The 26,501-nt window shown below is 72.3% G+C and carries 24 protein-coding genes and 1 pseudogene; 11 read left to right on the plus strand and 14 right to left on the minus strand.

Annotated features, from left to right (window positions below; all coding sequences use genetic code 11):
- Positions 1-159 precede the first annotated feature (159 nt).
- Positions 160-1,278, plus strand: coding sequence for a phosphoserine transaminase (serC, locus tag ABZ858_RS04755; RefSeq protein WP_361372608.1), 1,119 nt, complete (start codon positions 160-162; stop codon positions 1,276-1,278).
- Between the two features lie 103 nt (positions 1,279-1,381).
- Here serC and ABZ858_RS04760 read toward each other — a convergent pair whose 3' ends face one another.
- The 4 genes from ABZ858_RS04760 to ABZ858_RS04775 form a co-directional block, all read right to left on the minus strand.
- Positions 1,382-1,738, minus strand: a complete 357-nt coding sequence (locus ABZ858_RS04760) for a hypothetical protein (RefSeq protein WP_361372610.1) — start codon at positions 1,736-1,738, stop codon at positions 1,382-1,384.
- Positions 1,739-1,935: 197 nt separating this feature from the next.
- A complete protein-coding gene (locus tag ABZ858_RS04765; RefSeq protein ID WP_361372612.1) occupies positions 1,936-2,115 on the minus strand; it encodes a DUF397 domain-containing protein in 180 nt (59 codons plus the stop codon).
- Between the two features lie 85 nt (positions 2,116-2,200).
- Positions 2,201-2,380 carry a DUF397 domain-containing protein gene (locus ABZ858_RS04770; RefSeq protein ID WP_361372614.1) on the minus strand — a complete coding sequence of 60 codons (180 nt, stop codon included), beginning with the start codon at positions 2,378-2,380 and terminating at the stop codon, positions 2,201-2,203.
- Positions 2,377-3,246 (minus strand): helix-turn-helix transcriptional regulator, encoded by an 870-nt coding sequence (locus ABZ858_RS04775; RefSeq protein WP_361372964.1) that lies wholly within the window; start codon positions 3,244-3,246, stop codon positions 2,377-2,379. Before ABZ858_RS04775 ends, ABZ858_RS04770 begins: the two co-directional genes overlap by 4 nt.
- Before the next feature lie 140 nt (positions 3,247-3,386).
- On the opposite strand from ABZ858_RS04775, the gene ABZ858_RS04780 reads away from it, so the two are divergent.
- Together ABZ858_RS04780 and ABZ858_RS04785 are read left to right on the plus strand one after the other, a co-directional pair.
- Positions 3,387-3,815, plus strand: a complete 429-nt coding sequence (locus ABZ858_RS04780; RefSeq protein WP_361372616.1) for an ATP-binding protein — start codon at positions 3,387-3,389, stop codon at positions 3,813-3,815.
- Entirely contained in the window at positions 3,793-4,083 is a 291-nt protein-coding gene (locus ABZ858_RS04785; RefSeq protein ID WP_361372618.1) for a hypothetical protein, read from the plus strand. Before ABZ858_RS04780 ends, ABZ858_RS04785 begins: the two co-directional genes overlap by 23 nt.
- Here ABZ858_RS04785 and ABZ858_RS04790 read toward each other — a convergent pair.
- The gene (locus ABZ858_RS04790) at positions 4,073-4,921 is read right to left on the minus strand and encodes a helix-turn-helix transcriptional regulator (RefSeq protein ID WP_361372620.1); all 849 of its coding nucleotides are present in this window, start codon (positions 4,919-4,921) and stop codon (positions 4,073-4,075) included. The genes ABZ858_RS04785 and ABZ858_RS04790 overlap by 11 nt on opposite strands.
- A gap of 18 nt (positions 4,922-4,939) precedes the next feature.
- Entirely contained in the window at positions 4,940-5,707 is a 768-nt protein-coding gene (locus ABZ858_RS04795) for a DUF6879 family protein (RefSeq protein WP_361372966.1), read from the minus strand.
- Between the two features lie 193 nt (positions 5,708-5,900).
- Between ABZ858_RS04795 and ABZ858_RS04800 the strand changes: the two genes are divergently transcribed.
- Entirely contained in the window at positions 5,901-6,125 is a 225-nt protein-coding gene (locus ABZ858_RS04800; RefSeq protein ID WP_361372622.1) for a DUF397 domain-containing protein, read from the plus strand.
- An 87-nt stretch (positions 6,126-6,212) separates the two neighbouring features.
- A pseudogene (locus ABZ858_RS04805) lies at positions 6,213-6,674 on the plus strand (hypothetical protein); the annotation flags it as partial.
- A 12-nt stretch (positions 6,675-6,686) separates the two neighbouring features.
- Here ABZ858_RS04805 and ABZ858_RS04810 read toward each other — a convergent pair.
- On the minus strand, positions 6,687-7,817 hold the full coding sequence (locus ABZ858_RS04810) for a WD40 repeat domain-containing protein (RefSeq protein WP_361372624.1): 1,131 nt from the start codon (positions 7,815-7,817) through the stop codon (positions 6,687-6,689).
- Positions 7,818-7,916: 99 nt separating this feature from the next.
- Between ABZ858_RS04810 and ABZ858_RS04815 the strand changes: the two genes are divergently transcribed.
- Together ABZ858_RS04815 and ABZ858_RS04820 are read left to right on the plus strand one after the other, a co-directional pair.
- A complete protein-coding gene (locus ABZ858_RS04815) occupies positions 7,917-8,600 on the plus strand; it encodes a GDSL-type esterase/lipase family protein (RefSeq protein ID WP_361372626.1) in 684 nt (227 codons plus the stop codon).
- Between the two features lie 69 nt (positions 8,601-8,669).
- The gene (locus tag ABZ858_RS04820) at positions 8,670-9,659 is read left to right on the plus strand and encodes an aldo/keto reductase (RefSeq protein WP_361372628.1); all 990 of its coding nucleotides are present in this window, start codon (positions 8,670-8,672) and stop codon (positions 9,657-9,659) included.
- Between the two features lie 218 nt (positions 9,660-9,877).
- Here ABZ858_RS04820 and thpR read toward each other — a convergent pair whose 3' ends face one another.
- The 4 genes from thpR to ABZ858_RS04840 all read right to left on the minus strand — a co-directional run bounded on the left by thpR (position 9,878) and on the right by ABZ858_RS04840 (position 13,984).
- Positions 9,878-10,468, minus strand: coding sequence for an RNA 2',3'-cyclic phosphodiesterase (gene thpR / locus ABZ858_RS04825; protein ID WP_361372630.1), 591 nt, complete (start codon positions 10,466-10,468; stop codon positions 9,878-9,880).
- 125 nt (positions 10,469-10,593) lie between these two features.
- Positions 10,594-11,586 (minus strand): aldo/keto reductase, encoded by a 993-nt coding sequence (locus ABZ858_RS04830; protein ID WP_361372632.1) that lies wholly within the window; start codon positions 11,584-11,586, stop codon positions 10,594-10,596.
- A gap of 441 nt (positions 11,587-12,027) precedes the next feature.
- Positions 12,028-13,395 (minus strand): MFS transporter, encoded by a 1,368-nt coding sequence (locus ABZ858_RS04835; protein WP_361372968.1) that lies wholly within the window; start codon positions 13,393-13,395, stop codon positions 12,028-12,030.
- 151 nt (positions 13,396-13,546) lie between these two features.
- Entirely contained in the window at positions 13,547-13,984 is a 438-nt protein-coding gene (locus tag ABZ858_RS04840) for a MarR family transcriptional regulator (RefSeq protein WP_361372634.1), read from the minus strand.
- Between the two features lie 158 nt (positions 13,985-14,142).
- Between ABZ858_RS04840 and ABZ858_RS04845 the strand changes: the two genes are divergently transcribed.
- Positions 14,143-14,328, plus strand: a complete 186-nt coding sequence (locus tag ABZ858_RS04845) for a ribbon-helix-helix protein, CopG family (protein WP_361372636.1) — start codon at positions 14,143-14,145, stop codon at positions 14,326-14,328.
- Positions 14,329-14,409: 81 nt separating this feature from the next.
- On the opposite strand, the gene ABZ858_RS04850 is transcribed toward ABZ858_RS04845, so the two are convergent.
- The gene (locus ABZ858_RS04850) at positions 14,410-15,861 is read right to left on the minus strand and encodes an NCS2 family permease (RefSeq protein ID WP_361372638.1); all 1,452 of its coding nucleotides are present in this window, start codon (positions 15,859-15,861) and stop codon (positions 14,410-14,412) included.
- Positions 15,862-16,232: 371 nt separating this feature from the next.
- On the opposite strand from ABZ858_RS04850, the gene ABZ858_RS04855 reads away from it, so the two are divergent.
- Both ABZ858_RS04855 and ABZ858_RS04860 read left to right on the plus strand, forming a co-directional pair.
- Complete coding sequence (locus ABZ858_RS04855; RefSeq protein ID WP_361372640.1) at positions 16,233-16,490, plus strand: DUF2530 domain-containing protein; 258 nt, start codon at positions 16,233-16,235, stop codon at positions 16,488-16,490.
- Positions 16,491-17,102: 612 nt separating this feature from the next.
- Positions 17,103-19,499, plus strand: coding sequence for a cation-translocating P-type ATPase (locus ABZ858_RS04860; protein WP_361372642.1), 2,397 nt, complete (start codon positions 17,103-17,105; stop codon positions 19,497-19,499).
- A 150-nt stretch (positions 19,500-19,649) separates the two neighbouring features.
- On the opposite strand, the gene ABZ858_RS04865 is transcribed toward ABZ858_RS04860, so the two are convergent.
- Complete coding sequence (locus tag ABZ858_RS04865; protein WP_361372644.1) at positions 19,650-22,937, minus strand: molecular chaperone Hsp90; 3,288 nt, start codon at positions 22,935-22,937, stop codon at positions 19,650-19,652.
- Between the two features lie 122 nt (positions 22,938-23,059).
- Positions 23,060-23,983, minus strand: a complete 924-nt coding sequence (locus ABZ858_RS04870) for a DUF3027 domain-containing protein (protein WP_361372646.1) — start codon at positions 23,981-23,983, stop codon at positions 23,060-23,062.
- Between the two features lie 459 nt (positions 23,984-24,442).
- Here ABZ858_RS04870 and ABZ858_RS04875 point away from each other — a divergent pair, with 459 nt between their 5' ends.
- A complete protein-coding gene (locus ABZ858_RS04875) occupies positions 24,443-26,305 on the plus strand; it encodes an MFS transporter (protein WP_361372970.1) in 1,863 nt (620 codons plus the stop codon).
- Positions 26,306-26,501 lie beyond the last annotated feature (196 nt).

Consider the following 26,501-nt stretch of genomic DNA (forward strand, 5'->3'; position numbering starts at 1 on the left):
CCACAGCCACACCCCACTCGTCGTACAACCACACAAGCCACCACCACGTAAGCCACCACGCAAACTCATGCCTCCCTCCCCCCTTCCCTCCCCGGCACGCTCGTCTCATCGGACGGACACGGTTCCGTCCGGTTTCGCCCACCGACTACCCTCCGACTCGTGGCCGACATCGAGATCCCCGCTGACATCAAGCCCGCCGACGGACGTTTCGGCGCGGGCCCCTCCAAGGTGCGCACCGAGGCGCTGGACGCCCTCGCCGCCACCGGTACGTCCCTCATGGGCACCTCCCACCGCCAGGCACCCGTCAAGAACCTGGTCGGCAAGGTGCGCGAGGGCATCAGCGAGCTGTTCCGGCTCCCCGACGGGTACGAGGTGATCCTCGGCAACGGCGGCTCCACCGCGTTCTGGGACGTCGCCACCCACGGTCTGATCGAGGACAAGTCGCAGCACCTCACCTTCGGCGAGTTCAGCTCGAAGTTCGCCAAGGCCGCCAAGCTGGCCCCGTGGCTGGCCGAGCCCACCCTCGTCTCCGCCGACCCGGGCACCCACCCCGAGCCGAAGGCCGAGTCCGGCGTCGACGTCTACGCCTACACGCACAACGAGACCTCCACCGGTGTCGCCATGCCGATCAAGCGCGTGGCCGGCGCCGACGAGGGCGCGCTCGTCCTCGTGGACGCCACCTCCGGCGCGGGCGGCCTCCCGGTCGACGTCACCGAGACCGACGTCTACTACTTCGCCCCGCAGAAGTCCTTCGCCTCCGACGGCGGCCTGTGGATCGGCGTGTTCTCCCCCGCCGCGATCGAGCGCGCCGAGCGCGTGCACGCCTCCGGCCGCCACATCCCGGAGTTCTTCTCGCTGCCCACGGCGATCGACAACTCCCGCAAGAACCAGACGTACAACACCCCGGCGCTGGCCACCCTCTTCCTGCTCAACGAGCAGCTTGAGTGGATCAACGGCCAGGGCGGCCTGGACTGGTCGACGGCCCGCACCAAGGACTCCTCGACCCGCCTGTACAGCTGGGCGGAGGAGTCGAAGCACGCCTCCCCGTTCGTCTCCGACCCGGCCAAGCGCTCGCAGGTCATCGGCACGATCGACTTCTCCGACGAGATCGACGCCGCCGCCGTGGCCAAGGTGCTGCGCGCCAACGGCGTCGTCGACACCGAGCCGTACCGCAAGCTGGGCCGCAACCAGCTCCGCGTCGCGATGTTCCCGGCGGTCGACCCGGCGGACGTCGAGGCGCTGACGGCGTGCGTCGACTATGTGATCGAGAAGCTGTAGCCGTTCCCGGCACGTCCGCTACGACGAGGGCGCCCGGCGATGACCGCCGGGCGCCCTCGTCCGTCCGCCCCCGTCCTCGCCCAGCGCCGTCACTCGTCACTCCTCACTGCCTCGCGAACCACGGCACCTGGCACACGTGCGGCGCGTCGCCCTCCGGGCACAGTCCCTTGAGCACCGCCTTGCGGACCCCCCGCCAGGTCCGCAGCGAGCACACCAGCCGGGCCCGCAGCTCCACCGCCTCCCGCGCGCCGCTGTCCCCGCCGGGGTGCTCCCAGGCCCACTGCTCGGCCAGCAAGTCGTACGCCTCTGCGGTCGTCGTCCCGCCGTCGAGGGCGCGCACCACGGTCTCCTCCGCGATCCGCGCACTCCGCGCCGCCACGGCCGCCGCGAGGATCTCCCGGACCCGGGCGAGCCCCTGCTCATCGGCGTACAGCCCGAACCTGAGCGTGCGCGTCCGCATGCGGCCCTCCGCTTCTCTCCCGCACATCAGCACGTGGCTGCCCGGACCTTGCTTGGACTTTGCCTGGACGGCTTGGTCCGGCGGGACGCTATTGGCGTACGTCAGCGCGGCTCAACTTCTTTTCCACGCCGCCTTCCCGGCCCGGGGTGGCATGAGGTGAGAGCCTGCGGCTCGTGGACCCTCGGTGCGCTTGGCGCCTAGGCGAACTGCCGGACGAAGGCGTGCCAGCCGTCGCGGGAGACGGTGAGGAGGGGGCCGCTCGGCTGCTTGCTGTCGCGGACGGCTCGGCCGCCGGGGGCAGTGTCGGCCACCTCGACGCAGGCGTTCTCCGCCCCCGAGTACGACGACTTCCTGAAGGGACTTACGACCACGGTCATGTCACTCCTCTTTCAGATCGGTACGGTCCCGGATGAGCCGCACGCCAGTGCCAACACGACCAGCGCGCCTCCTCACACGTGATACCTAGGCGAACTGCCGGACGAAAGCGTGCCAACCCTCGCGGGAGACGGTCAGAAGGGGGCCGTTCTGCCGCTTGCTGTCGCGGAAAGCCCGGCCGTGGCCAACGGTGAGAGCCACCTCGACGCAGTTGCTCTCCGCTCCCGAATGCGACGATCTCCGGAAGGGGCCTATAACCTCGGTCACGATGCGTCTTCCTTCAAGGTTCGCAGTACACCCCGGATGAGCTTCGCGCTCGCGTCCGGCGCCAGTGCCGACGATCGTAGTAGGTCATACATATTCGCGTAAGCAGCAAGGTCTTCGGAGCCTTCGAGGACCGATGTGCCTCTGAGGTTCTCCAGGGCAACCGCTTGGACCGTCGGTTCAGAGTCGAAGCTGAACGTCGAGAAGGCCGAGGTGACCGTGGCCAGCGCTCCCACGCTGAACGGAAGCACCTGGACGGTGACGTTCTTCCTCGCCCCAGCCTCCAGGATCGCTGACAACTGCTCCTGGTGAACATCGATGCCTACCAGCGGATGGCTGATTACCGCTTCCCAGACGACAGCGGAATACGTCGCCCCGCCCTCATCGATCTTCGCCTGGCGCGCCTCCCGCACTTTGACCATCTCGGTGACGCGCTCGGGAGCCATGTAGGTGGGACTCGTCTGGATGACAGCCTCTGTATAGGCCGGGGTTTGCAAAAGCCCGGGCACCAGCACCTGCTGCCACTCCCGGATGTACGTCGCGTCGTCCTCCAGGGCGATGTGGTCCAGGTAATCCGGCCGCAGGTGTTCCGCATGCTCCAGCCACCAGCCCCGCTTCTTGGAGTGCTTGGCCAGATCCTCCAGCTTGGCCCGCGTCTCTGAGTCTTCGACGCCGTAGGCGTCCAGCAGCAGCCTCACTTCGATGACTCGCGCAGTGACACTGCCGCTCTCAAGCCGACTGATCCTGGCCTGGCTTGCGGCAATGACCTCGGCGGCCTGCGGCTGGTCGAGCTTGGCAGCTTGCCGGTACTGCCTGAGCGCCGTACCAAGGCGCCTACTGCGTACGGTCGGCCGTCCACCTGCGGGCATGGCGCCCTCCCCTCTTCTGGCAGCCACGATGCCACAGAGGTCATCGCCTCCGAGAGCCCATCACTCGATCGAGTGGACAAGTGAATGCATTCACTGAAGCGTATTGCAGACCCGTGGAATACAGCCGTAGCTTCGCCGCCATGCCCTCAACCGAAACCTTCCGCACCCCCAAGCACCGAAGGCACGTCCCCGCCGCCCGGCAGCGCGTCCGCGCAGCCCTCGCGGGCTGGGGCGTCACCGACGAACTCGCGGACTCCGTGACCCTGCTGGTCAGCGAACTCGTCACCAATGCCGTGCTGCACTGCCGGCTCTCCTGCGCCCAGGTCAGGGTCACGCTGATCCTGGACGGGCCGGAGTTGGTCCTTGAGGTCTCCGACCCGGACCGCGACCGGCTGCCCCAGCCCCATCACTCCACCCCGGACGAGGAGGGCGGGCGCGGGCTGGCCCTCGTCGCGGCGCTGTCCGACGCCTGGGGCTGGCGCCAGGAGCCGTACACGAAGTGCGTGTGGGCGCGGTTCCGCCTCGCGGAGTCGGCGGAGGAGAGCCGTGCCGTTCCGGCGGGTGCGTGACGCGGTCGTCCGGCTGCTCACCGGCGCCCCCGAGATGAGCGACCAGGACCTCGGCCGGGAGGTCCGGGCCCCCGACCCGTACGTATGGCGGCTGCCCAGCCCGTACGAAGCGCGGTGGCGCCGCTGGGCCAAGCGGTGCCGGGCGGCGAGGTGTTACCTGCCGTTTCCGCGCGAGGAGGCGTGCTGGGCGGTTCCGGATCGTCCGCAGCCGGCCGCTGCCTGGCCGTCCGAGGACGACGTGGTGCGGCCCTACGTCCTCAGACCTTGAGGCTCCGGCGGACCCGGGCGATGACCTGCTGGGCCTCCGCACCGAAGACCGCCGACTCCGCGAAGGTGTCCCAGACGCGGCGGTAGAGAGCGATCGTTTCGGCATCGTCGAGCCAGAGTTCGGCGTGCCAGTCCTCCACTACGACCAGGCGGTCGTCCAGCATGTTGAAAGAGTTACCCAGAGCCAGCGGCAGCGCGCCTTCGAGCGGCAGGATGCCCAAGCGGACCGTGTCCATGCCCACTACCCCAAGCAGCCGGTCGAGTTGGGCCGCGAGTGTCTCCGGTGGACAGATCCGAGCCCACAGCACGCTCTCGGGCATGATCAGATTCAAGCGCTTGCCCGGTCGGTACAACCACTCCTGCCGCTTCATGCGAGCCCGTACCGCGGCATCCGCGTCCTTCGGCGACTTCCGGAGTGCGGCGTGCCGCTCGAAGATATGCCGAGCGTAATCGGCAGTATGGAGCATGCCGTTGACAGCTGCGCCGCTCAACGCGTGCATGGTCGTGGTGTTGGAGACGAGGGTGTTCCAGGTTTCCTGGACAGGGGCGTGCCCTGCGGAAAGCTGCCGTTGCCAGGAACGGATGTGGCTCTCGAAGCCCCTGAGTCGTGCCCGCAGCTCCGGGAACACAGCAGGCCGCCCCACAGCCTCGGCCCACGCCCGCAAGTCGTCGTCCGTGGGCGTCTGGCGACCGTTCTCCAGCTTACTGATCTTCGACTGCTGCCAACCCAGTCGCTGTGCGAGCTGGGCACCGGTGAGCCGGCCCTCAGCGCTTTCGAGGCGCATTTCCCGGAGTTGGCGGCCGAGTTCTTCGCGCGCTCGCTGATAGTCCGTGCTCACCGGTACCCACTGTTGTTCCTACACTTCGCTGCGCATCTCCGCCGTGAACTGCTCCCACCGTACGGCGTGATGCCAAGCAGCATCCCGGATCATGGCGCAGCGCACCACCTCTGCGGGCTCGGTGATCAGGTCGACGTGTGTGAGCTGATCGTCGTCATCGAACCGAAGGAGCGCGATGAGGCGGCTGTCGAACAGCCAGAAGTCCTCGGCGGGGAGCCGGAGTCGTTCCGCATCGGCGCGCCACATGTTGCGGATGTCCTCACCGGACTCGATGTTCCACCTCGCGCCGTCGAGGAGGTACCGCTGCCCGGCAGTGGGGGGCTGGTCCACGATCCGCACCCGCTCGATGCGTTTCCCCTCTGCGGTCTGCGCGCGCATGATGTCGCGGAATTCCCTGCCCGGTGAGCCTTCCGGCCAGTTCTCAATGACACGTCCGGTCTGGATGAAACCCTGCCAACGGTCGCTGGCCTCATCGCTCGCGTACCGCCGACGAGTTTCCAGGCGCCAGGCGGTGTGTTCGAACTTCCTGAACAAGCTTCTGAACTCGTTCAGGTCGATCGTCCGCGCCTGCCGTGCCCTGTCCTTCGGCCCCCAGTCGACCAGCAATTCACGCGGCACCACGACCGCGACCTCTCCTTCCGACAAGCGCTGGAGCTGGGCCAGGTCGTCCGTGCCGGTCAGCGGGGGACCGTGCACGATCACCTCCCCGCTGTCCAAGTCCTCGTGCACAGCCGGGCATCCGTCGATGTCGCTCCCCGTCCCGTTGAACCGTAACCGCCGCGCCATGCGCAGCCACCTCTTCCCTCGCTCGCCGGAGTCCGTGATCACAGCATTCCGACTCCGCTAGGTGAATGTCCATGCATCCAGAGTGACCGCGCGAGAATAACGGCGAATATTCTCATCCGAGTTCACCCTTCCCGTCCTACCTTCATCACCCAGAGCAATCACCCAGCCACAAGGCGATACGGGAAGGACCCCCATGCCCGACACACACGACCTCTACGCCCTCGACCTCGCCTCCGTCACCTTCGTGCAGGCATGCGGCGGGCCCTGCTCCGAGGGGTGCCTGGTTCTGGCCCGCCTCGGGGAGGACGCCTGGGCCCTCGGTGACAGCAAGCGGCCCGATCTGGAGCCGTTGCGGTTCAGCTCGGAGGAGTTGAGCGCGGCCGGGATCGATCCGACGCGGTTCGGTCTGACTCTCTGAAGGCTCCTCCGCACCCACGGCCCCATCCGGTCTCCGCGGTTCCGAGCCGCGCGGCCGGTCGGGGCCGCCCATCGAAGGGGACCGCCCGTGCACCACCACGGTTACCTCTGGACCGGCCCGAAAGCCCGCTTCGATCAGGACGCGCTGCGGCGGCCGCCGCACCCCGAGCCGCCCCCGCCCGGCAGCCGGCCCGAGTTGATCCAGCGGTACCGGGAGGTCGCCGCCGAGTTTCCCGCTTCCGGGTTGCCTCCGCTGGAGACGGCGTACTGGCTGGTCAAGCCGGAGTCCCTGGTCCGCGGGACCTGGCCCGACCCGGGGCAGGCGGCCCACTGGGTCGGTGCGCGGCTGGCCGAGTACGCGCCCCGGTTCGCGGCCGGGACCGAGCGTGACCCCGGCCGGCTGGCCGCCCTCCTCGCCTCCGCGACCGAACGGCTCGGTTCCGGTGACGACCTGTCCCTGGGGTTCTACCTGGAGCGGCCCTCGTACCTGTGCCTGGCCGTGGTCACCTGTTCCCCGAACCGCGCGCGTCCCGGTCTGGCGTGTCCGCTGGGTGCGTCCTCCTCACGGCCGCCGCCGGCGCCGCGCCAGGCGCCCCAGCCCGAACAGCGCCAGCACGGCGACGACGGCCACCGCCCCGCCGGTCTTGAGCGTGCCCGACAGGCCGCCGCCACCGTTGCCGCCCGATGCCTGTGAATCCCCGTCCTTCGAGGGCGCCTTGGAGCCCGCGCCGCTTCCTCCGCCGTCCCCCGGTGCGTCCTCCGGCTGTACGGGACTTTCGGCGCCCTCGCTGCCGTACATCAGCTTGGTGCCGTCGGTGCTGTACGTGACCGACTCGCCCTGCCGTTGCAGGGGCACGTCGAGCCGGCCCTCGCGCTGGATCCTGCCGCCGTTCCAGGCGTAGGAGATGCCGCCGAAGTAGCCGCGCACGACGAGCCGGGTGCCGTCCGGGGAGAAGGCCGCGTCCGTGGCCCACAGGTCGACGGGGGCGATCGGCTTGAAGACGTTCGTCCCGGAGGTGGACAGCCGCGCCGGACCCTCGAACAGGTGGCCGCCGTCCTCGTTCTTGTCGACGATGTACACGCGCCCCGTCTTCGGGTGCACGACCAGCGACTCGGCGTTGCGCGGCCCGTCCGCGTACTTCACCACGTACTGCGTGGCCCGGACCGTCTGGTCCTTGAGCACCTTCGGCTCCGGCAGCCGGTAGATCCACACGTACGGCCAGGTGCCGCCGAGGTTGTCGCCGATGTCCCCGAGGTAGATCTCGTTGCCGGGGCCGATGGAGATGGCCTCGACGTCACGCGGCCTGCCGATGCCGCTGAGGGTGACCTTGGCGACGGTCTCGCCGGTGCGGCTGTCCACGGCGTAGACGTAAGGGCCGTCGTCGCTGTCGTTGTGGGTCCAGTAGATGCCGGGGTGCAGGTGCGAGGCGGCCAGGCCGCTGGACTCCTTGATCCGCGGATCCTTGATCGTGAATCCGTTGTTCCCGCTGTTCCCGCTGTTCCCGCTGTTCCCGCTGTTCCCGCTGTTCCCGCTGTTCCCGATGTTCCCGCTGTTTCCGCTGTTTCCGCTGTTTCCGCTGTTTCCGTTCCCGTTGTTCCCGTCGGCGGCGGAGGCGGACACGGCGGATACGGCGGACACGGTGCACACACCCGCGAGAAGGGCCCCGGCGAGCAGGGTGGACGATCGGCGCATCCTCCAAGCCTGCCATCCCGCACGGGTGTTCACCGCGCGTGGTGGGCCTCACATCCCGCCGGGCACTCCGGCCGCCTTCCGATCGTTCATTATGAGCGGATGCTCAGGTTCATGCCCGTCGGTGACTCCATGACGATCGGAAGCACGGGCGAACACACATGGCGCTACCGGCTGTGGCAGCACCTGTGCGTGACGTACGACGGCCCGTTCACGCTGGTCGGCCCGCGCGAGACGCTGTACGACAAGACGGCGGACGCCCCCGTCTCGTACGCCTACGCCGACGCCGGCCCCGGTTTCCCCCGCGCCCACCTGGCCGGCTGGGGCGAGGGCTGGCAGCACATGGCGCCGCTGATCGGCCCGGCGGTGCGGGAGTGCCGCGCGGACGTGCTGCTCGTCTCGCTCGGCCTGATCGACCTCGGCTTCTACACCAACGCCGAGCAGACCACGGCCAACGTACGCGCTTTCGTCGCGGCGGCCCGCGCGGCGAATCCGCGCATACGGATGGTCGTGCTCCCGGTGATCCCGAACGTCCGCGCCCGGACCGACCCGCCCTTCGCCGGTCAGGTGACCCTCTTCAACGAACTGCTGGCGAAGGCCGCCGCCGACCTGGACGAGCCGCGCTCCCCGCTGCTGCTGGCCTCCCCGCCGCACGACTACGCCCTCGACACCGACACCTACGACGGCACCCACCCCAACGAACGGGGCGAGCACGCGATCGCGGGGGCGTTCGCGGCGGCGATGCACCAAGGGTGGGGCTGGGGCGGGGCCTACCGGCGGGGCTGAGGGGCCGGCCCGCGGAGGGACCGCTCCGCTCTTGCTTCGAGCGCACTCCAGGCCGTTGGCTTGGAGACCATGGAGTACACACAGCTCGGACGCACCGGACTCAAGGTCAGCAGGCTCGTCCTCGGCACCATGAACTTCGGTCCGCAGACCGACGAGGCCGACAGCCACGCGATCATGGACGCCGCGCTGGACGCCGGCATCAACTTCTTCGACACGGCCAACGTGTACGGCTGGGGCGAGAACAAGGGCCGCACCGAGTCGATCATCGGCAACTGGTTCGCGCAGGACGGCAGCCGCCGCGACAAGGTCGTCCTGGCCACCAAGGTCTACGGCAACATGGGCCCCGACCGCGAAGCCTGGCCCAACCACGACAAGCTCTCCGCGCTGAACATCCGGCGCGCCGTGGACGCCAGCCTGAAGCGGCTGCGGACCGACCACATCGATCTCTACCAGTTCCACCACGTCGACCGCAGCACCCCCTTCGAGGAGATCTGGCAGGCGATCGACACCCTCGTACGGCAGGGCAAGATCCTCTACGCCGGCTCCTCCAACTTCCCCGGCTACAAGATCGCCCAGGCCAACGAGACCGCCGCCCGGCTCGGGACGTACGGCCTGGTCAGCGAGCAGTGCCTGTACAACCTCGCCGAGCGGCGCGCCGAGATGGAGGTCATCCCGGCCGCGCGGGACTACGGGCTCGGGGTCATCGCCTGGTCGCCGCTGCACGGCGGGCTGCTGGGCGGTGTGCTCAAGAAGCAGGCCGAGGGCGGCCGGCGCGCCTCCGGGCGGACCGTCGACTCCCTCGCCGACCCGGCCGCCCGCACGCGGGTCCAGGCGTACGAGGACCTGCTCGGCAAGCACGGCATCGAGCCCGGCGAGGCCGCGCTGGCCTGGCTGCTCACCCGGCCCGGCGTCACCGGGCCGATCGTCGGGCCGCGCACCTCCGGTCAGCTGGAGTCCGCGCTGCGCGCCGTCGAGCTGGAGCTGAGCGAGGAGGTGCTGGCCGGGCTCGACGAGATCTTCCCCGGTCCGGGGCCGGCGCCGGAGGCGTTCGCCTGGTGACCGCCCGCGGCCCGGCGCTCGGGGGGTGAGACGGGGGCGGGGGCGGAGGCGGAGGCCGGCCTTCCGGCCTCCGCCCCCGCGGCCTCCGCCGCCCCCCGGCCTCCGCCGTCTTCCGGCCTCACCTGCCGAGCGCGGCCGCCACGGCGACGACAGCCAGCATCAGCACCAGCACAACGGCCATGATCCGGTTCCGGGTCTTCGGGTCCACAGGTCCGAGACTAACCGGCGCCGCCGAGCGCCCAGCGGGCGACCGGCTCGTAACGGGGTTGCTCGCCGGGCACGCCGGACCTCGGCAGCCGGCTGCGGACGAGGACGATCCCGTCCACCGTCCAGCTCCGGCTGCCGAAGGCGCGCAGCGCCTCCACCTGCGGCCGTACGTCCACTCCGTCGCGGCCGCGGGCCAGCGTCAGGTGGGCCTTGTAGGGGCGGTGCTCCCCCGTGTCCGCGCCCGCCGCGCCCGCCACGCCCGCCTTGCGCGCCGCCGCCATCGCGCGCCCGGCGAGCAGCCCGAGGGCCCGTACATCGCCGTCCGCGCCCGTCCACAGCGCCTTGCCGCCCCCGAACCGACCGCCGCCGCGCAGCGCCAGCGCGAACGGTTCGGTGCGCCGCGCGGCCTTCGCCAGGCGGCTCTCCAGCTCGGGGACGGTCTCCTCGGGGACCTCGCCGTAGAAGGCGAGCGTGAAGTGCCAGCCGGGCCGCCCGGTCCAGCGCAGCCGGTCGGCCCCGGGCAGCTTCCGCAACTCGGCGACCTCGGCCGCCAGCGCGTCGGTGACGTCCTCGGGGGGCAGCACGGCGGCGAAGAGCCTCATGGGGCCAGTGTGTCCCTGTCCTGTGCCGTCGAACGTGGACGGACGCGAGTTCGTGTCATCGAAGGCTGATCACCGAGTGCGGTGTTCCACCGGGCCAAGGGTGGCGGGCGCGTCGAGCCCACCAGCTACCCCCGGGTGACCTCGGCGGTGTGCGCGGGGGTGTAGCGCTCGCCCGTCACCTGGTCGCCCAGCGGGTTCGGCGCGGCCAGCGCCTCGGCGTCCAGGGTGAGTTCCAGCGCGGCCGCGTTCTGCTCCAGCCGGGCCGGGCTGCGGGTGCCCGGAACGGCCGCCACCGCCACCCCGAGCCGCTCGGTCCGGGCGTACACCCAGGCCGGCGCCACCTGGGCCGGGGTGGCACCCAGCCGGTCGGCCACCTCGCGCACGCTCTGCGCGATCTTCTCGTCGGCCTCGCCCGCCTCGCCGGCGAAGCGGGGGTTGGCGCGCCGGAAGTCCTTCTCGCCCAGGGTGGAGCGGTCCAGGGTGCCGGTCAGGAACCCCCGCCCCAGCGGCGAGTACGGCACCAGTCCGACCCCCAGCTCGGCCATCACCGGGGTGACCGCCTCGACGTCGCGGGTCCACAGCGAGTACTCGCTCTGCACCGCGGTGATCGGGTGCACCGCGTGCGCACGGCGCAGCAGCTCGCCGTCGACCTCGGACAGGCCCAGATGGCGGACTTTGCCCGCCTCGACCAGCTCGGCCATCGCCCCGACGGTCTCCTCGATCTCCACGTCCTGGGGCGGGCGGTGGGCGTAGTACAGGTCGATCACCTCGACGCCCAGCCGCAGCAGCGAGGCGCCGCGGGAGCGCAGCACGTAGTCCCGGGCACCGCGGACGCGGCGTGCCCGGTCGCCGGCACTGCGGTCGATGCCGAACTTGGTGGCCAGCCGCACCCGGTCCCGGCGGCCGTGGACGGCCCGGCCCACCAGCACCTCGTTGTGCCCGGTGCCGTGGGCGTCGGCGGTGTCCGGGAACGTGATGCCCAGCTCCAGGGCCCGGTCGATGGTGGCCAGTCCGCCGTCCCGGTCGGCGGCGCCGTAGCTCTCGCTCATCCCCATGCACCCCAGGCCCATCGCGCTGACGGTGAGACCGGGCGAGCCGAGCGTGGTTCGGGTGATCATGCGCGGATACTCCTCCGGCCGGCGGACCGGGCGGTACCTCAAGGGCTGACGAACGCCTTCGACGCCAGGACTTGGAGCGCGCTCGAAGTCAAGCCGGAGGACCGGCCCCCGCCGGCGGATCGGGCGCGGCGGGGCCGGGTGAGCGTGAAGCGGTCCACCGGCAGCAGGTCGCCACAGGGCCCGGCCCCGCTCGGCGCCGCGCTCGCCGGGTACGGGCCGGATCGACAGGATCTGCCACGGCGGCCGCGACCAGATCCGCCGGGCGTACCGCGAGGGCCAGGAGGACCAGCCCGCCGACCTCGGTCTCGCCCTCAACGCCGTCGCCCTGCGGAACGGTGTGCCGGCCGGCCAAGATCAATCTCACCGGGATTTCCTGTACGCCGACTGCCCGCGCCCGGTTCCCCGTCCCGCGCCCCGGCGGGGCAGTCGCCGCCGGCCGGCTCAGGCCGCGGCCATCTCCTCGGGGGTCTCGCGGCGCTCGCGCGGTACGAAGCTCACCTTCGGGTGGCCGCCGTGCCAGCCGACGGACACGCGCAGGCCGCCCAGGCGGGTCAGGACCAGGCCGATGGTGACGGCCGCGGCGAGCGAGATCAGGCCGCCGAGGGCGAAACCGACCCGGGCGCCGTAGGCGTCGGTGACCCAGCCGACGAGCGGGGCGCCGAGCGGGGTGCCGCCCATGAACACCATCATGAACAGCGCCATCACACGGCCCCGCATGGCCGGGTCGGTGGCCATCTGGACCGTGGTGTTGGCGGTGACGTTGACCGTCAGGCCGAAGACCCCGATCGGCACCATCAGCAGCGCGAACAGCCAGTACGACGGCGCCAGCGCGGCCACCACCTCCAGCACGCCGAAGGCCGCGGCGGCCGCGATCAGCACCCGCAGCCGGGCGGTGCCGCGGCGGGCCGCGAGCAGGGCGCCGACGAGCGAACCGACCGCCATCAGCGTGTTGAAGAGGCTGTAGGCGCCCGCGCCGGAGTGGAAGACGGTGTCGGCGTAGGCCGACAGCCACACCGGGAAGTTGAAGCCGAAGGTGCCGATGAACCCGACCAGGACGATCGGCCAGATCAGGTCGGGGCGGCCGGCGACATAGCGCAGGCCCTCCCGGAGCTGGCCCTTGCCGCGCGGGGTGCGCTCGACCACGTGCAGCTCACGGGCGCGCATCAGCAGCAGTCCGGTGATGGGCGCGACGAAGGACAGGCCGTTGGCGAGGAACGCCCAGCCGGTGCCGACGCCGGTGATCATGAGGCCCGCGACGGCGGGGCCGACCAGCCGGGCGGACTGGAAGTTCGCCGAGTTCAGGCTGACCGCGTTCTGCAACTGCCCCGGGCCGACCATCTCGGAGACGAAGGACTGCCGGGCCGGGTTGTCCAGGACCGTGGCGAGGCCGACCGCGAAGGCGGCGACGTAGACGTGCCAGACCTCGACGTGCCCGGTGAGGGTGAGCGCGGCGAGCGCCAGGCCGGTGAGGGCCATCGCGGACTGCGTCGCGAGCAGCGTGGGCCGCTTGGGCAGCCGGTCGACGAGGACACCGCCGTACAGCCCGAACAACAGCATCGGCAGGAACTGCAGGGCCGTGGTGACACCGACGGCGGCGGAGGAGCCGGTGAGGCTGAGCACCAGCCAGTCCTGCGCGATGCGCTGCATCCACGTACCGGTGTTGGAGACGACCTGGCCCAGGAAGAACAGGCGGTAGTTCCGGACCTTCAGCGAGCTGAACATCGACCGGGAGGACTTACGGGAGGCGGCGGGGGGACCGGGGGGTGTGGGCCCGGGTGCGGGTGCGGGTGCGGGTGCGGGTGCGGGTATGGGTGTGGGTGTGGATGTGGGTGCGGCGGATGTGTCAGGGGTGTCGGGGGCGGGCGGGGAGTCGTGGGTGGCCGGTGCGGGGGCGGAAGCTGCTCCGGATCCCGTACTCAAAGACGGTCGCCTCCTCGGTGGCGGTGGCTGCTGACGTGGTTCACAGGTGCGCGAGCTTTTCCAGTACGGGGGCGGCCGCGCGCAGCTTCGCCCACTCGTCCTCGTCGAGGTCGTCGACCAGGCCGGCCAGGAAGGCGTTCCGCTTGCGGCGGCTCTCTTCGAGCATGGTCTCGGCCTGCTCGGTCTGGGTGACGACCTTCTGGCGCCGGTCCTCGGGGTGCGGCTCCAGCCGGACCAGGCCCTTGGCCTCCAGCAGCGCCACGATGCGCGTCATCGACGGCGGCTGTACGTGCTCCTTGCGGGCCAGCTCACCGGGGGTGGCCGAGCCGCAGCGGAAGAGGGTGCCGAGCACCGACATCTCGGTGGGGCTCAGCGACTCGTCGACCCGCTGGTGCTTGAGCCGACGGGACAGCCGCATCACGGCCGATCGCAGGGAGTTCACGGCGGCGGCGTCGTCGCCATGGGTAAGGTCCGGCATGTTCTTTAGCGTAACTCATTACTCTCGCTAAAGACCACCGGGGACACGCACACGGCCCGTGACTCCTGCCACTACCGGAGCACTCTTCTCACTCGTTCGAGTGATACGCGTCCGGAACGCGACCCCCGGCGCGGAACGCTGCCGCGACCCTCGTCCCCATGGGGATCACCAGCGTGCTCAGCCTGCGCATGGACCGCGAGCTGCTCGACCGGCTCCGGTCCCATGCCGCGAAAAGAGGAATGAGCGTCCAGGACTATGTCGTCCGGACGCTCATCCGAGATGACTTCGACGAACGGTTCCAGTCCGCCGTGGAGGAGACGGAACGGTTCTACGGGGTCACCTGAGCGCGGTGGCGGGGTCATCTGAGCGCGGTGGCCAGGTCAGGTCCAGCCAGGTCAGGGCAGGTCAGGCCCGGCCCGGCCCGGTCAGGTCAGGCCCAGGGCCGGCATCAGGTAGTAGAAGGCGAAGACCGCCGCGACCACGTACATCGCCACCGGGACCTCGCGGGCGCGGCCGGCCGCCAGGCGCAGCACCACGAAGGTGATGAAGCCCATGCCGATGCCGTTGGTGATCGAGTACGTGAACGGCATCATCAGCATCGTCACGAAGGCCGGGACCGCGATCGTGTAGTCCGCCCAGTCGATCTCCCGGATCGAACCGGACAGGATCAGGAACCCGACCGCGAGCAGCGCCGGGGTGGCCGCCTGGGACGGGACCATGGTGGCGATCGGCGTGAGGAAGAGCGCGACGGCGAACAGCAGGCCGGTGACGACGTTCGCGAAGCCGGTCCGCGCGCCCTCGCCGACGCCGGCCGTGGACTCCACGAAGCAGGTGGTGGCCGAGGCGGAGCTGGCGCCGCCGGCGGCGACGGCGATGCCGTCGACGAAGAGCACCTTGTTCATGCCGGGCATCTGGCCGTGCGCGTCCGTCAGCCGGGCTTCGTCGCTGATGCCCATGATCGTGCCCATGGCGTCGAAGAAGCAGGACAGCAGCACGGTGAAGACGAACAGGACGCCGGTCAGCGCGCCGACCTTGTCGAAACCGCCGAACAGGCTGACCTTGCCGAGCAGGCCGAAGTCGGGGGTGGAGACGGGGTTGCCGGGCCACTTCGGGGTGGTCAGGCCCCAGGACGGCACCGTGGCGACGGCGTTGATCACGACCGCCACGACGGTCATCGTGACGATCGAGATGAGGATCGCGCCGGGCACCTTGCGCACCATCAGCGCGAGCGTGAGCAGCGCGCCGAGGATGAAGACGAGGACCGGCCAGCCGTTGAGGTGGCCGTCGCCGCCGAGCTGGAGCGGGACGGTGGTGTGCGCGGCGTCCGGCATCCGGGAGACGAAGCCCGAGTCGACGAGACCGATCAGCATGATGAACAGGCCGATGCCGATGGAGATGCCCTTGCGCAGGCCCAGCGGCACGGCGTTCATCACGCGCTCGCGCAGCCCGGTGGCGACCAACAGCATCACGACGAAGCCGGCGAGGACCACCATGCCCATGGCGTCCGGCCAGGACATGCGGGGCGCGAGCTGGAGCGCCACGACGGTGTTGACGCCGAGGCCGGCGGCCAGGGCGATCGGCACGTTGCCGATGACGCCCATCAGGAGCGTGGTGAAGGCGGCGGTCAGGGCGGTCGCGGTGACGAGCTGGCCGTTGTCGAGCTGGTGCCCGTACATGTCCTTCGCGCTGCCGAGGATGATCGGGTTCAGCACGATGATGTAGGCCATCGCGAAGAAGGTGGCGAAGCCGCCGCGGATCTCGCGCGGCAGGGAGCTGCCGCGCTCGGAGATCTTGAAGTAGCGGTCGAGGACGCCGAAGGCGGGGGGCGTGCCCGGCTGCTCGGGGGCGGGAGCCTTGGCGGTGGCCGAGGTGGACATACGGGTGACCTCAAGGGTGCGGGGAGTACGGGAGTACCGGGGCTGAAGGGGACTCAAACGTGATCAAACGCGACTGAGCCTCGCCACTCCGGAATCCCCATCCGGTCTCCCCCTGATGCCCGGTTGGTGTTTCCTACGAAGAGAAGTGGCCAGACTCAAACGGTTTCAGTATGAACATATGAAGGAGGAAATGGCTATCTCCGCGCGTAGAGCGGTGGCTCGGAGTAGGTGCTGCTCTGTGCTCGCGTTTCGCGCTCGCGCTCGCGTTCGCGTTCGCGCTCGCGCTCGCGCTCGCGCTCGCGGCGAACGGCGATCAGGGGGCTGCCGGTCGGCGATCGGGGGGCTGCCGGTCGGGCCGTAAGCTGATGCCCATGGCGAAGTGGACCCCCAAGCACGAGGCGCCGGAGCCCCTGGAGGGCCCCGTGGTCGCCACCATCACCGGCGGCACGATCGTCTGGTTCGTCCTCTTCCTCGCCCAGCTGCCCTTCTACGGCTGGTTCGACGACCACGGGCACACGTGGTGGGTGTGGACCTGCCTGGCCGGGGCGGGGCTGGGGCTGATCGGTGTGTGGTACGTCCGTAGGCGGGACGCGGCGATCAAGCGGGCGGGGATGGCGGGGTCGGTGTAGCTCGGTGGGGGGCGGGGAGGGGCGGTGCCGGGCCGAAGTCGGGTCGCGGCGTCGCCCTGCCACCCCTTCGCCCACCCGCCCGCCCGACTCGGTGACTACAGGAGTGACCGCCCCCGGGGCTCCGCCCCGAACCCCGAGGGGGCTCCGCCCCCTCACTCGCCCACCATCCCACCCGACGCGGTGGGACAAGAGGTCACCGTCCCCCGCTCGCCCACCCGCCCACCCGTCTCGGTGGGATGAGGGGGCACCGTACTCGGGGCGGGCGCCGGTTCGTCACGCTGGGGCCGGGGGCGGAGCCCTGTCGAGGGGCGGGGTGGAGCCCCGAGGACGGTGACCCCTGTAGCCACCGAGACGGGCGGGTGGGTGGGCAAGCAGGGGCGCAGCCCCCCGGCGGGGTCCGGGGCGCAGCCCCGAGGACGGTGACCCCTGTAGCCACCGAGACGGGCGGGCGGGTGGGCGAGCGGGGGCGCAGCCCCCGGCGGGGTCCGGGGCGCAGCCCCGAGGACGGCCACCCCTGTAGCCACCGAGACGGGCGGGTGGGTGGGCGAAGGGCGGCGACACCCCACCCGCACGAGCGGGCAACTCCGCAAAGGTCCACGTACCGTCGAATGCATGAGCCACACCGACGCCGGCGCGGAGCTGGATCCCGTCCACCCCATACCCCTCCCCCCGCCCAGGCCGAACGGCCTCACCTCCGCCGACGTCGCGGAACGCCTCGCCCGCGGCGAGGTCAACGACGTACCGGTGCGCAGCAGCCGCTCCCTCGCCGAGATCGTCCGTGCGAACGTCTTCACCCGCTTCAACGCGATCATCGGCATCCTCTGGCTGATCATGCTGTTCGTCGCGCCGATCCAGGACAGCCTCTTCGGCTTCGTGATCCTCGCCAACACCGGTATCGGCATCCTCCAGGAGTGGCGGGCCAAGCAGACCCTGGACTCCCTCGCGGTGATCGGCGAGTCCCGCCCCACCGTCCGCCGCGACGGCGCCGCCACCGAGATCGCCACCTCGGAGATCGTCCTCGGGGACGTGATCGAGGTCGGCCCGGGGGACAAGGTCGTCGTGGACGGCGCGTGCGTGGAGGCCGACGGGCTGGAGATCGACGAGTCGCTGCTCACCGGCGAGGCCGACCCCGTCGTCAAGCGCCCGGGCGATCAGGTCATGTCGGGCAGTTTCGTGGTGGCGGGCGGCGGCGCGTACCAGGCGGTCAAGGTCGGCCGCGAGGCGTACGCCGCCCAGCTCGCCGAGGAGGCGTCCCGTTTCACCCTCGTCCACTCCGAGCTGCGCACGGGCATCTCCACCATCCTCAAGTACGTGACGTGGATGATGGTCCCGACCGCGGTCGGGCTGGTCATCAGCCAGCTCGTCGCCAAGAACGACGACCTGAAGGACTCCGTCGCGCGCACCGTGGGCGGGATCGTCCCCATGGTCCCGGAGGGCCTGGTCCTGCTCACCTCCGTCGCCTTCGCGATCGGGGTGATCCGGCTCGGCCGCAAACAGTGCCTGGTGCAGGAGCTGCCCGCGATCGAGGGCCTGGCCCGGGTGGACACGGTGTGCCTGGACAAGACCGGCACCCTCACCGAGGGCGGTATGGACGTCACCGCCCTGCACCCGCTCAACGGCCACGAGGAGACGTACGTACGCCAGGTCCTCGGCGCCCTCGGCGAGTCCGACCCGCGCCCGAACGCCTCCCTCCAGGCGATCATCGACGCCTGCCCGGACAGCGAGGAGTGGCGCTGCGTGGAGTCGCTGCCGTTCTCCTCGGCCCGCAAGTACAGCGGCGCGAGCTTCAGCGAGGGCGACGGCGAGTCCAGTACCTGGCTGCTGGGCGCCCCCGACGTGCTGCTCGCCGACGGCGACCCGGCCCTCGCCGAGACCGGGCGGCTCAACGAGCAGGGCCTGCGGGTGCTGCTGCTGGCCCGTGCCGGCCGCGAGCTGGACGACCCGGAGGTGGCCCGGACCGTCACGCCGGCCGCCCTGGTCGTCCTGGAGCAGCGGCTGCGCCCGGACGCCTCCGACACGCTGCGCTACTTCGCCGAGCAGGACGTCCGTGCCAAGGTCATCTCCGGTGACAACGCGGTCTCGGTCGGCGCGGTGGCCGCCAAGGTGGGCCTCACCGGCTCCGCCGTCGACGCGCGCCGGCTGCCCGGCGAGCGGGAGGCGATGGCCGAGGAGCTGGACGAGGGCACGGTGTTCGGCCGGGTCACCCCGCAGCAGAAGCGGGACATGGTGGGCGCCCTCCAGTCGCGCGGGCACACGGTCGCGATGACCGGTGACGGCGTCAACGACGTCCTCGCCCTCAAGGACGCCGACATCGGCGTGTCGATGGGGTCGGGCTCGGAGGCGACGAGGGCGGTGGCGCAGATCGTGCTGCTGGACAACAGCTTCTCCGTGCTGCCGTCGGTGGTCGCCGAGGGGCGGCGGGTCATCGGGAACATCACGCGGGTGGCGACCCTGTTCCTGGTGAAGACGGTCTACTCGGTGCTGCTGGCCGTGCTGGTGGTGTGCTCGCAGGTGGAGTACCCGTTCCTGCCCCGGCACCTGACCCTGCTGTCCACGCTGACCATCGGCGTCCCGGCCTTCTTCCTGGCGCTCGCCCCCAACACGGAACGGGCCCGTCCGCACTTCGTCCGGCGGGTCATGCGGTACGCGATCCCGGGCGGGGTGCTCGCGGCCGTCGCCACCTTCGTCATGTATCTGATCGCCCGCCACCACTACAGCGGGCCGGACGCGCTCGGCGCGGAGACCAGCGCGGCCACCCTCACACTGTTCCTGATCTCGATGTGGATCCTGGCGATCATCGCCCGCCCCTACACCTGGTGGCGGGTGCTGCTGGTGGCCGCGATGGGGGCGGCGTTCCTGGTGGTGCTGGCCGTGCCCGCGCTCCAGCGGTTCTTCGCGCTGAAGCTGGTGGGGACGGCGATGCCCTGGCTCGCGGTGGGCATCGCCGTCGTGGCGTCGGCCGTCCTGGAGTACCTGTGGAAGTGGGTCGGCCGCCGCTTCCCCGTGTGATCAGCCGAGGCATGACCGGTCGCAGCGTGACCGGTCGCGATGTGACCGGTCGCGATGTGACCGGTCGCGATGTGACCGGTCGCGATGTGACCGGTCGCGATGTGACCGGTCGCGATGTGACCGGTCGCGATGTGATCAGCCGGAGAGTGGTCAGTCGAACCAGCGGTCGCGGGCCAGTTCCTCCGTCCGTGACGGGTCCTCAAGGAGCGCGGCCACCTCGAAGCGGCGCGGCCACTGCCCGGCGGCCCAGGCCAGGCCCGCGGCCACGCCCTCCAGGGTGGCCGCGTGCAGCACGCCGTCGTCGGTCAGGCGCCAGTCCAGTTCGGTGCCGTCCACGACGAGTTCCTCGTGCTCGACGTAGGTGGCGGGGGTGCGCGCCCCGAGCAGCACCCGCACCGGCTCCGGTACGTCGTGCTCGGTGCCCTCGGAGTCGACCGAGCCGGGCACGGACTCGCTCAGCCGCCGCACCTGGAACAGCTCGGCCAGGTCGCCGGCGAGCACGGGCCGTACCGGCAGCAGCGGCACGCCGGAGGTGAACGGCAGCAGGTCCGGGGAGTCGCACACCACGGCGTCGGCCGCGTCCACGACCGCCACCCGCCCGTCGACCACGGCCCGCACCTCGTCGGGCAGGGTGACCCGTTCCGGGTCCAGCTCGGCCAGCGCGCCGTACAGGGCGTGCAGTTGGGCGGCGCTCACCGGGCGCTCGGGGTCGGCGAGCCGGTCCAGGAGTTCGGCGGCGCCGCCCGGCTCGTCGAGCAGCGCGGCCACGGAGGTGCGCACGCCCAGCGCCCGCAGCACCTGCTCGTCGTCGAAGCCGGTGGCGTCGGCCTCGTCGTACAGGCCGCGCAGCAGCGGGTCGGAGCCGGCGGCGCGCAGGCCGGCCGGCCGGCGCCCGCCGAGCACCGGGTGCCCGCGCAGCCACCAGGCGGTGTAGGGGCGTACGACCTCGTGGGTGCCGTCCGGCAGCAGGACCCGCACCGGCTGGGTGAGCGCGTCGCGCAGCGGCGGCCGGGCCAGCAGGGCGAGGGCCCGCGGCCACTGCTCGTCGTCGACGAGGTCCAGGTCGCGTACGGCGACGAGTTCGGTGGCGACCGGCGGCACCGGGGTGTCCGGGAACCGGTCGAGGACGTCCTCGCACCACACGTCGACCGCGTCAAGCAGGCCCGGGTCGTCGGGCTCGGGGAAGTCGGCCTCGCGGGGCTCCAGTTCGTCCGGGTCGAGGACGACGTCGGTGGCCCGGACGAGCGCGAAGCCAGCCAGGACACCGCAGGCGGCGAGCGGCTGCTCGCCCCAGGTGGCGGCCAGTTCGGCGTCCACGGCGGGCAGTTCGCCCTCACGCATGACCTGTGCGAACGGGCCGCCGGGGAAGACGAGTTCACCGGCGGGGGCGAGTTCGCCGTCCTCGTCGGGCAGGGCGAGCGCGCCCAGCCAGGGTTCCTCGCCCGCCTCCAGTCCGGCGTCGCGGACCAGGGCGAGGACGGTGTCGGCGAGTTCCTCGGCGTCGGGGGTGTCCTCGTCCCAGGCCCCGCCGTCCTCGTCGAGGGAGGCGGCGACCGCGGCCCGCACCTGCGGGGTGGTGAGCACCGCGCGCGGGGTGGCGCTCAGCGCGCCGAGCTTTTCCAGGACCGGGTGGACGGCGTCGGGGTGGGCGACCTTGAGGCCGAGCCGGGCCAGTACCTCCGGGTCGGTGAGGGCGGCGTCCGGGGCGGGCAGCAGCACCTGGCGGGGTCCGATGGCGGTGCGTCCGTCGGCCAGCGGCACCGGCAGGCCGGTGAGCCGGTCCGGGTCGACGCCGGCGAGACTGTCGTACAGCCGCCGCCACCAGTCCGGTTCCTTCTCCAGGCCGGCCAGCCGGTCCACGGCGTCGGTCAGCGGGACGCGGGCCACGCCGAGCGTGCGCAGTTCCACGCGCCGCTCCAGGCCCGCGGGCAGCAGGGTGGGCAGCACCTCGGCCAGGACGCGCACGGTCTCGGCGCCCGCGCCCTCGACCACCTCGGCGTCACGCGGGCGCAGCGCCTCGGGCAGGCCGGGGTCGTGATCATGGCTTTGATCGTGGTCGTGGTCGTGGTCGTAGTCGTAGTCGTGGCCGTGATCTTGATCTTGGCCCTGGCCCCGGCCCTGGCCCTGGCCCTGGCCCCGGCCCTGGCCCCGGCCTTGACCCTGGCCATGGCCTTGATCTCGGCCTTGGTGGCGGTTCGCGTCGGGTGCGGCGGCGGGCGGCAGGAAGGCGGTACGCGGCAGCCGGTCCAGGATCGCCTGGCGCAGGGTGCCGTCCAGTTCGCCCTTGCCGAGCGGGCCGGGCACCAGGCCGATGAGGGCCTCCGTCACCGGCCGCCAGCCGGCGAGGAGCCCGGCGTAGGCGTCGGCGGCGCGCTGCGCGAGGAAGTCGGTGAGCGGTCCGGGCGCGGTGTGCCGGCGGGTGGGGTCCAGCGGGAACGACGCGATGAGCAGGGCGGGCACGCCGAGGGGTTCGTCGCTCGGGGTGGGCGCGTGCAGGACCGGCGCGGTGCGCGGCGGCAGCGGGGCGCCGTCGTCGTCGACGGGGACGGCCCAGGTGACGGACCAGTGGGGGCGCAGCCGCTCCTCCACCGGGCGGCCGGCGAGCAGTTCGGGGGTGAGGGGGCCGTGCGCGGCGGCGGTACGCCACCGGGTGGTGCCCTCCTGGGTGTCCGTGACGACGGTGAGCGGGCCCTCGGTGGTGCGGCGCAGGATACGGGGGTCGGCGTCGCCGATCTCGACGACGACTTCCGCCAGGCCGGGCAGGGCGAGCAGCAGGGCGTCGTCGACGGCGCGCAGCAGGCGTTCGGCGAGGGCGGCGGCGGCCGTGTCGCGCAACGGCAGGATGACGACCGTGTCGTACGGGTCGGGGGCGGTGCCCTCGGCGGTGAACGGGAGCCGCAGCAGCGGTACGTGGCCGTCGCGGCGGCGGATCTCGTCGGCGAGGCCGGGACTGTGCCGGGCGGTCTCCTCGGCCAGGCCCCGGGCCTCGGCCAGCGACCAGCGGACGCCGCCGTGCAGGCCGACGACGGCGGGCTCGTCGGTGACGGCGAGGACGGCGGCGAAGCCGACGCCGTACCGGCCGACGGTGGCCGTCCCCGTGTCCGCCGCCTCCCGTTTGGCGGAGGCGCGCAGCGTGGCCAGCGACTCCGCGCCGGCCGCGTCCAGCGGGGCGCCGGTGTTGGCGGCGAGGAGGACCCCGTCGCGCAGGGTCAGGCGCAGCCGGCCGGGCACGCCCGCGCGGGCGGCGGCGTCGGCGGCGTTCTGCGCCAGTTCGACGACGAGCCGGTCCCGGTAGCCGCCCAGGACCAGATCCTCCTCGGCGTTGGCGTCCTCCCTGAACCGCGCCGGACTGGCCGCCCAGGCGTCCAGCACACCCCGCCGCAGACGCGCGGTCCCGAACGGGTCTCCCCCGGCGGACGGCTGCACCAACATGCTCACGTTCATCTCCTCATGAGGGTGAGAACGAAGGTACCGCGCGCCCGGGAGCCGCCCCGCCCGGAGCAGGACGTGCAGCCGACGTACAGCCGGCGTACAGCCGACGTGCAGCCGACGTACAGCCGCTACGAATGCCCCAGCTCGGCCGTCTCGTCGTCCGTGTCCGGCACCGAGCCCGAGTCGCGGGCCGGGCGCAGCGGGAAGGGGTCCACCCGGGTCTCGTCGATCACCGGCGGGGCCGGCTGCGGCGGCTTCGGCATGACGGCGGCCTCGGAGTGCCCGCCGCACCCGTACGTCAGGGAGACGACCCGTCCGTCGGCCGGGGCGAACTCGTTGGCGCAGACCCCGAAGGCCTGCCCCAGCGAGCCGCCGATCGGCATCAGGAAGGCGCAGCTCACGCAGGCCGCGGGGGCCGCCTGCGCCATCGGCGTCTTCGCGCCGTACGCCTCTTCCCAGCGGTCGGCGGCGGTGTGCAGCCCGTAGCGGGACAGGACGCGGGCGCGGCGCAGGCCCAGTTCCTCGGCGACCGCGGCGATCGAGCCGCGCGAGGGCGCCGCGGGCAGGTTGCGCGGCGACCCGTCGGTGACCTCGGCGTCCTCGGCCTCCACCAGCTCGGCCATCTCGGTGGAGACGGCCGAGTCCGGCGCGGGCTCGTCCTCGCCGCAGAACCCGGGCTCCAGGCGCAGGTCCTCGGCATCGGTGGGCAGCAGGTCGCCGGGGCCCATGTCGCCGGGGCGCAGCCGCTCGCTCCACGGCACCCACTCCGGGGCCAGCACGGCGTCCGGGCCGGGCAGCAGCACGGCCTCGTCCAGGGTGACGATCTTCGCGCGGGAGGCGCGGGCCACGGTCACCGCCCAGCGCCAGCCCCGGTAGCCGAGTTCCGCGCACCCGAAGAAGTGCGTGACGACCCGGTCACCCTCGGCCACCAGGCCCTCGTGCGCGCCGACCACGCCGGGCGCGGCGGCCTCCTCGGCTGCGGCGCGGGCGAGGTCGACGGCCTCGGCGCACAGGCGGTCGGGGGTGCGGCTTCGCGTGGTCGCTGCGCTCACAGGTATCGCTTCTCTCCTACGCCGTCTCTCGGGTGCGCCGGCCTGAAGGCGGCGGGGCGGACGGAGCGGACCCTGGACCGCGTCGACGTCCGCGCCCGATCGCGCTCGGGCGCACCTACGTCATCCATTCTGCGGTATGCACGTAAGGCGCGCGGCCGAGAACGTTCGCCACGGCGCGCTACGCACGCTACCTTCTCGCCGCCGCTGGGCCTACACCGACGGTTGCTTCCCGTCCGCGCGGCGGGCGGTCCGGGGGGCCGGGCGGGTGCGCCCGTCGGGGTCCGCTCGGCCCGGAACCGGGCCGCAATGGCGCTACCCGCGCCCGGATCGGGGCACTATGACGGGGTGGCAGCCGCGAGGACGCCCCAGGAGACCGCCGGGCTCGACGAGCCCGAAGGGGTGGAGGGGGGCAGCAGCCGGGGCAGCGGTTCGGGCCGGTTCGGCGGGTCCGTCCGCGCGGTGGGCCGTGCCCTGCGTCTGCCGTTCACCGGGACGGCCCGCGGGATCCGGCGCGTCACGCACGCGCACGGCGCCGGCGAGTCCGGGCTCGGCAAGCTGATCGAGCTGCACGCGGTGAACGGTGCCGGCGATGTCATGATCACCGTGGCGCTGGCCTCCACCGTCTTCTTCTCGGTGCCCACCGACGAGGCCCGCGGCCGGGTCGCGCTCTACCTGGCGATCACGATGGCGCCCTTCACGGTGCTGGCGCCGGTGATCGGCCCGCTCCTGGACCGGCTGCCGCACGGCCGCCGGGCCGCGATGGCCGCCGCGATGCTGGTCCGGGCGCTGCTCGCCCTGATCATCGCGGGCGCCGCGGCCGACGGGGGGATCGAGCTGTATCCGGCGGCGCTCGGCGTGCTGGTCGCCTCCAAGGCGTACGGCGTGGTCAGGAGCGCCGTGGTGCCGCGGCTGCTGCCGCCGCGGTTCTCGCTGGTCAAGGCGAACTCCCGGGTGACGCTCGGCGGACTGCTGGCCACCGGCGTGGCCGCGCCCATCGGGGCGGGACTGCACGTGATCGGCCCGCGCTGGCCGCTGTACGGCGCCTTTGTGATCTTCGTCGCGGGAACGTTCCTGTCCTTCTCGCTGCCGCCGAAGGTGGACTCGGCCAAGGGCGAGGACCGGGCGCTGCTCGCGGCGGACGGGGAACGCCGCCACGGGGCGCGCCGGGGGACGGTCCCCCAGCCGGACCGCGGACCGGACCGCGACCCAGGCCACAGGACGGACAGGGGACCGGACCGCGGCGCAGGCCACAGGACGGACCGCGGAACGGACCGCGGCCCACGCCATGGAACGGACCGCGGTCCAGGCCACGGGACGGACTGCGGAACGGACCGCGGAAAGGCCGCCGAGCCAGGGCGCGAGACGGGCCACGAGCCGGGGCACGGGGCGGGCGCCGAACCGAATCGTGGGCCGGACTACGAACCGAACCGTGGACCGGACCAGGGAACGGCCCCCGAGCCGGGCCCGGGCCCGGTCCCCGAGCCGGGGCACTGGACGGCCCCCGAGCCCGACCGTGGACCGGACCACGAACCGGGCCGTGGGCCGGACCAAGGAACGGCCCCCGAGCCGGACCGTGGACCGGACCAAGAAACGGCCCCCGAGCCAGGCCCGGGGCCGGTCCCCGAGCCGGGGTGCGGGACGGATCACGGGCCGGGGCGCTGGACGGGCCACGGGCCGGGGCGCTGGACAGCCCCCGAGCCGGGGCGCGTCCCCGTCCGGCGGCCCGGGCTGCGCAGTGTCGGTACGGCCGTCACGCACGCCCTGGCCGCGAACGCGGCCCTGCGCTGCCTGTCCGGCTTCCTGACCTTCTTCCTCGCCTTCCTGCTGCGGGAGCACCCGCTGGGCGGGCAGAGCGCGGCGGTGTCGCTCGGCATCGTGGGCGTGGCGGCGGGCGCGGGCAACGCGCTCGGCACGGCGGTCGGGGCGTGGCTGCGCTCGCGGGCCCCGGAGGTCATCGTGGTGACGGTCGTGGCGATCGTGCTGGGGGTGGCGGTCGCGGCGGCGGTGCTCTTCGGCGCGTTCCTGGTGGCGTGCCTGGCCGCGTTCGCCGGGTTCGGGCAGGCGCTGGGGAAGCTGTCGCTGGACGCGCTGATCCAGCGGGACGTGCCGGAGCTGGTGCGCACCTCGGCGTTCGCGCGCTCCGAGACGCTGCTCCAGATGGCCTCGGTGCTCGGCGGGGCGATCGGCATCGTGCTGCCGCTGAACGGCGTACTGGGCCTGTCGGTGGCCGCCGCGATCGTGGCCGTGGGCTGGCTGTCCACCGCCCGCGGCCTGCTGGCCTCCGTCCGCCACGGCGGCCCGGGGCACCCACGGGCGGCCTGACGGGCCCGGACGGCCGCACCGGACACGGGCCTCCTCCGGATGGCCAGACGGACGCGGGGGGGGGCCAAACCGGGCACACGCGTCCTGACCGGTCACGGACGCGGGCGGCCCGTGCCGTAACCCGGTGGTCCCGGCCGCTCGGACGGGCGGCACGCCGTACCCCCGCGTGGCCGGGGGGCGGGAGGCGCCCGATAGC

This window comes from Streptomyces sp. NPDC047017 (genome assembly GCF_040644175.1).
Lineage (GTDB): Bacteria > Actinomycetota > Actinomycetes > Streptomycetales > Streptomycetaceae > Streptomyces.

Bases quoted from the DNA above. Each gene is read 5' to 3' on its own strand.
- ABZ858_RS04760 (WP_361372610.1), bottom strand. From the start codon at position 1,738: ATGCGGACGCGCACGCTCAGGTTCGGGCTGTACGCCGATGAGCAGGGG.
- ABZ858_RS04840 (WP_361372634.1), bottom strand. From the start codon at position 13,984: ATGCCGGACCTTACCCATGGCGACGACGCCGCCGCCGTGAACTCCCTG.
- ABZ858_RS04780 (WP_361372616.1), top strand. From the start codon at position 3,387: ATGCCCTCAACCGAAACCTTCCGCACCCCCAAGCACCGAAGGCACGTC.
- ABZ858_RS04800 (WP_361372622.1), top strand. From the start codon at position 5,901: ATGCCCGACACACACGACCTCTACGCCCTCGACCTCGCCTCCGTCACC.
- ABZ858_RS04830 (WP_361372632.1), bottom strand. From the start codon at position 11,586: ATGATCACCCGAACCACGCTCGGCTCGCCCGGTCTCACCGTCAGCGCG.
- ABZ858_RS04810 (WP_361372624.1), bottom strand. From the start codon at position 7,817: ATGCGCCGATCGTCCACCCTGCTCGCCGGGGCCCTTCTCGCGGGTGTG.
- ABZ858_RS04845 (WP_361372636.1), top strand. From the start codon at position 14,143: ATGGGGATCACCAGCGTGCTCAGCCTGCGCATGGACCGCGAGCTGCTC.
- ABZ858_RS04860 (WP_361372642.1), top strand. From the start codon at position 17,103: ATGAGCCACACCGACGCCGGCGCGGAGCTGGATCCCGTCCACCCCATA.
- ABZ858_RS04820 (WP_361372628.1), top strand. From the start codon at position 8,670: ATGGAGTACACACAGCTCGGACGCACCGGACTCAAGGTCAGCAGGCTC.
- ABZ858_RS04795 (WP_361372966.1), bottom strand. From the start codon at position 5,707: ATGGCGCGGCGGTTACGGTTCAACGGGACGGGGAGCGACATCGACGGA.
- thpR (WP_361372630.1), bottom strand. From the start codon at position 10,468: ATGAGGCTCTTCGCCGCCGTGCTGCCCCCCGAGGACGTCACCGACGCG.
- ABZ858_RS04850 (WP_361372638.1), bottom strand. From the start codon at position 15,861: ATGTCCACCTCGGCCACCGCCAAGGCTCCCGCCCCCGAGCAGCCGGGC.
- ABZ858_RS04775 (WP_361372964.1), bottom strand. From the start codon at position 3,246: ATGCCCGCAGGTGGACGGCCGACCGTACGCAGTAGGCGCCTTGGTACG.
- ABZ858_RS04765 (WP_361372612.1), bottom strand. From the start codon at position 2,115: ATGACCGTGGTCGTAAGTCCCTTCAGGAAGTCGTCGTACTCGGGGGCG.
- ABZ858_RS04855 (WP_361372640.1), top strand. From the start codon at position 16,233: ATGGCGAAGTGGACCCCCAAGCACGAGGCGCCGGAGCCCCTGGAGGGC.
- ABZ858_RS04815 (WP_361372626.1), top strand. From the start codon at position 7,917: ATGCTCAGGTTCATGCCCGTCGGTGACTCCATGACGATCGGAAGCACG.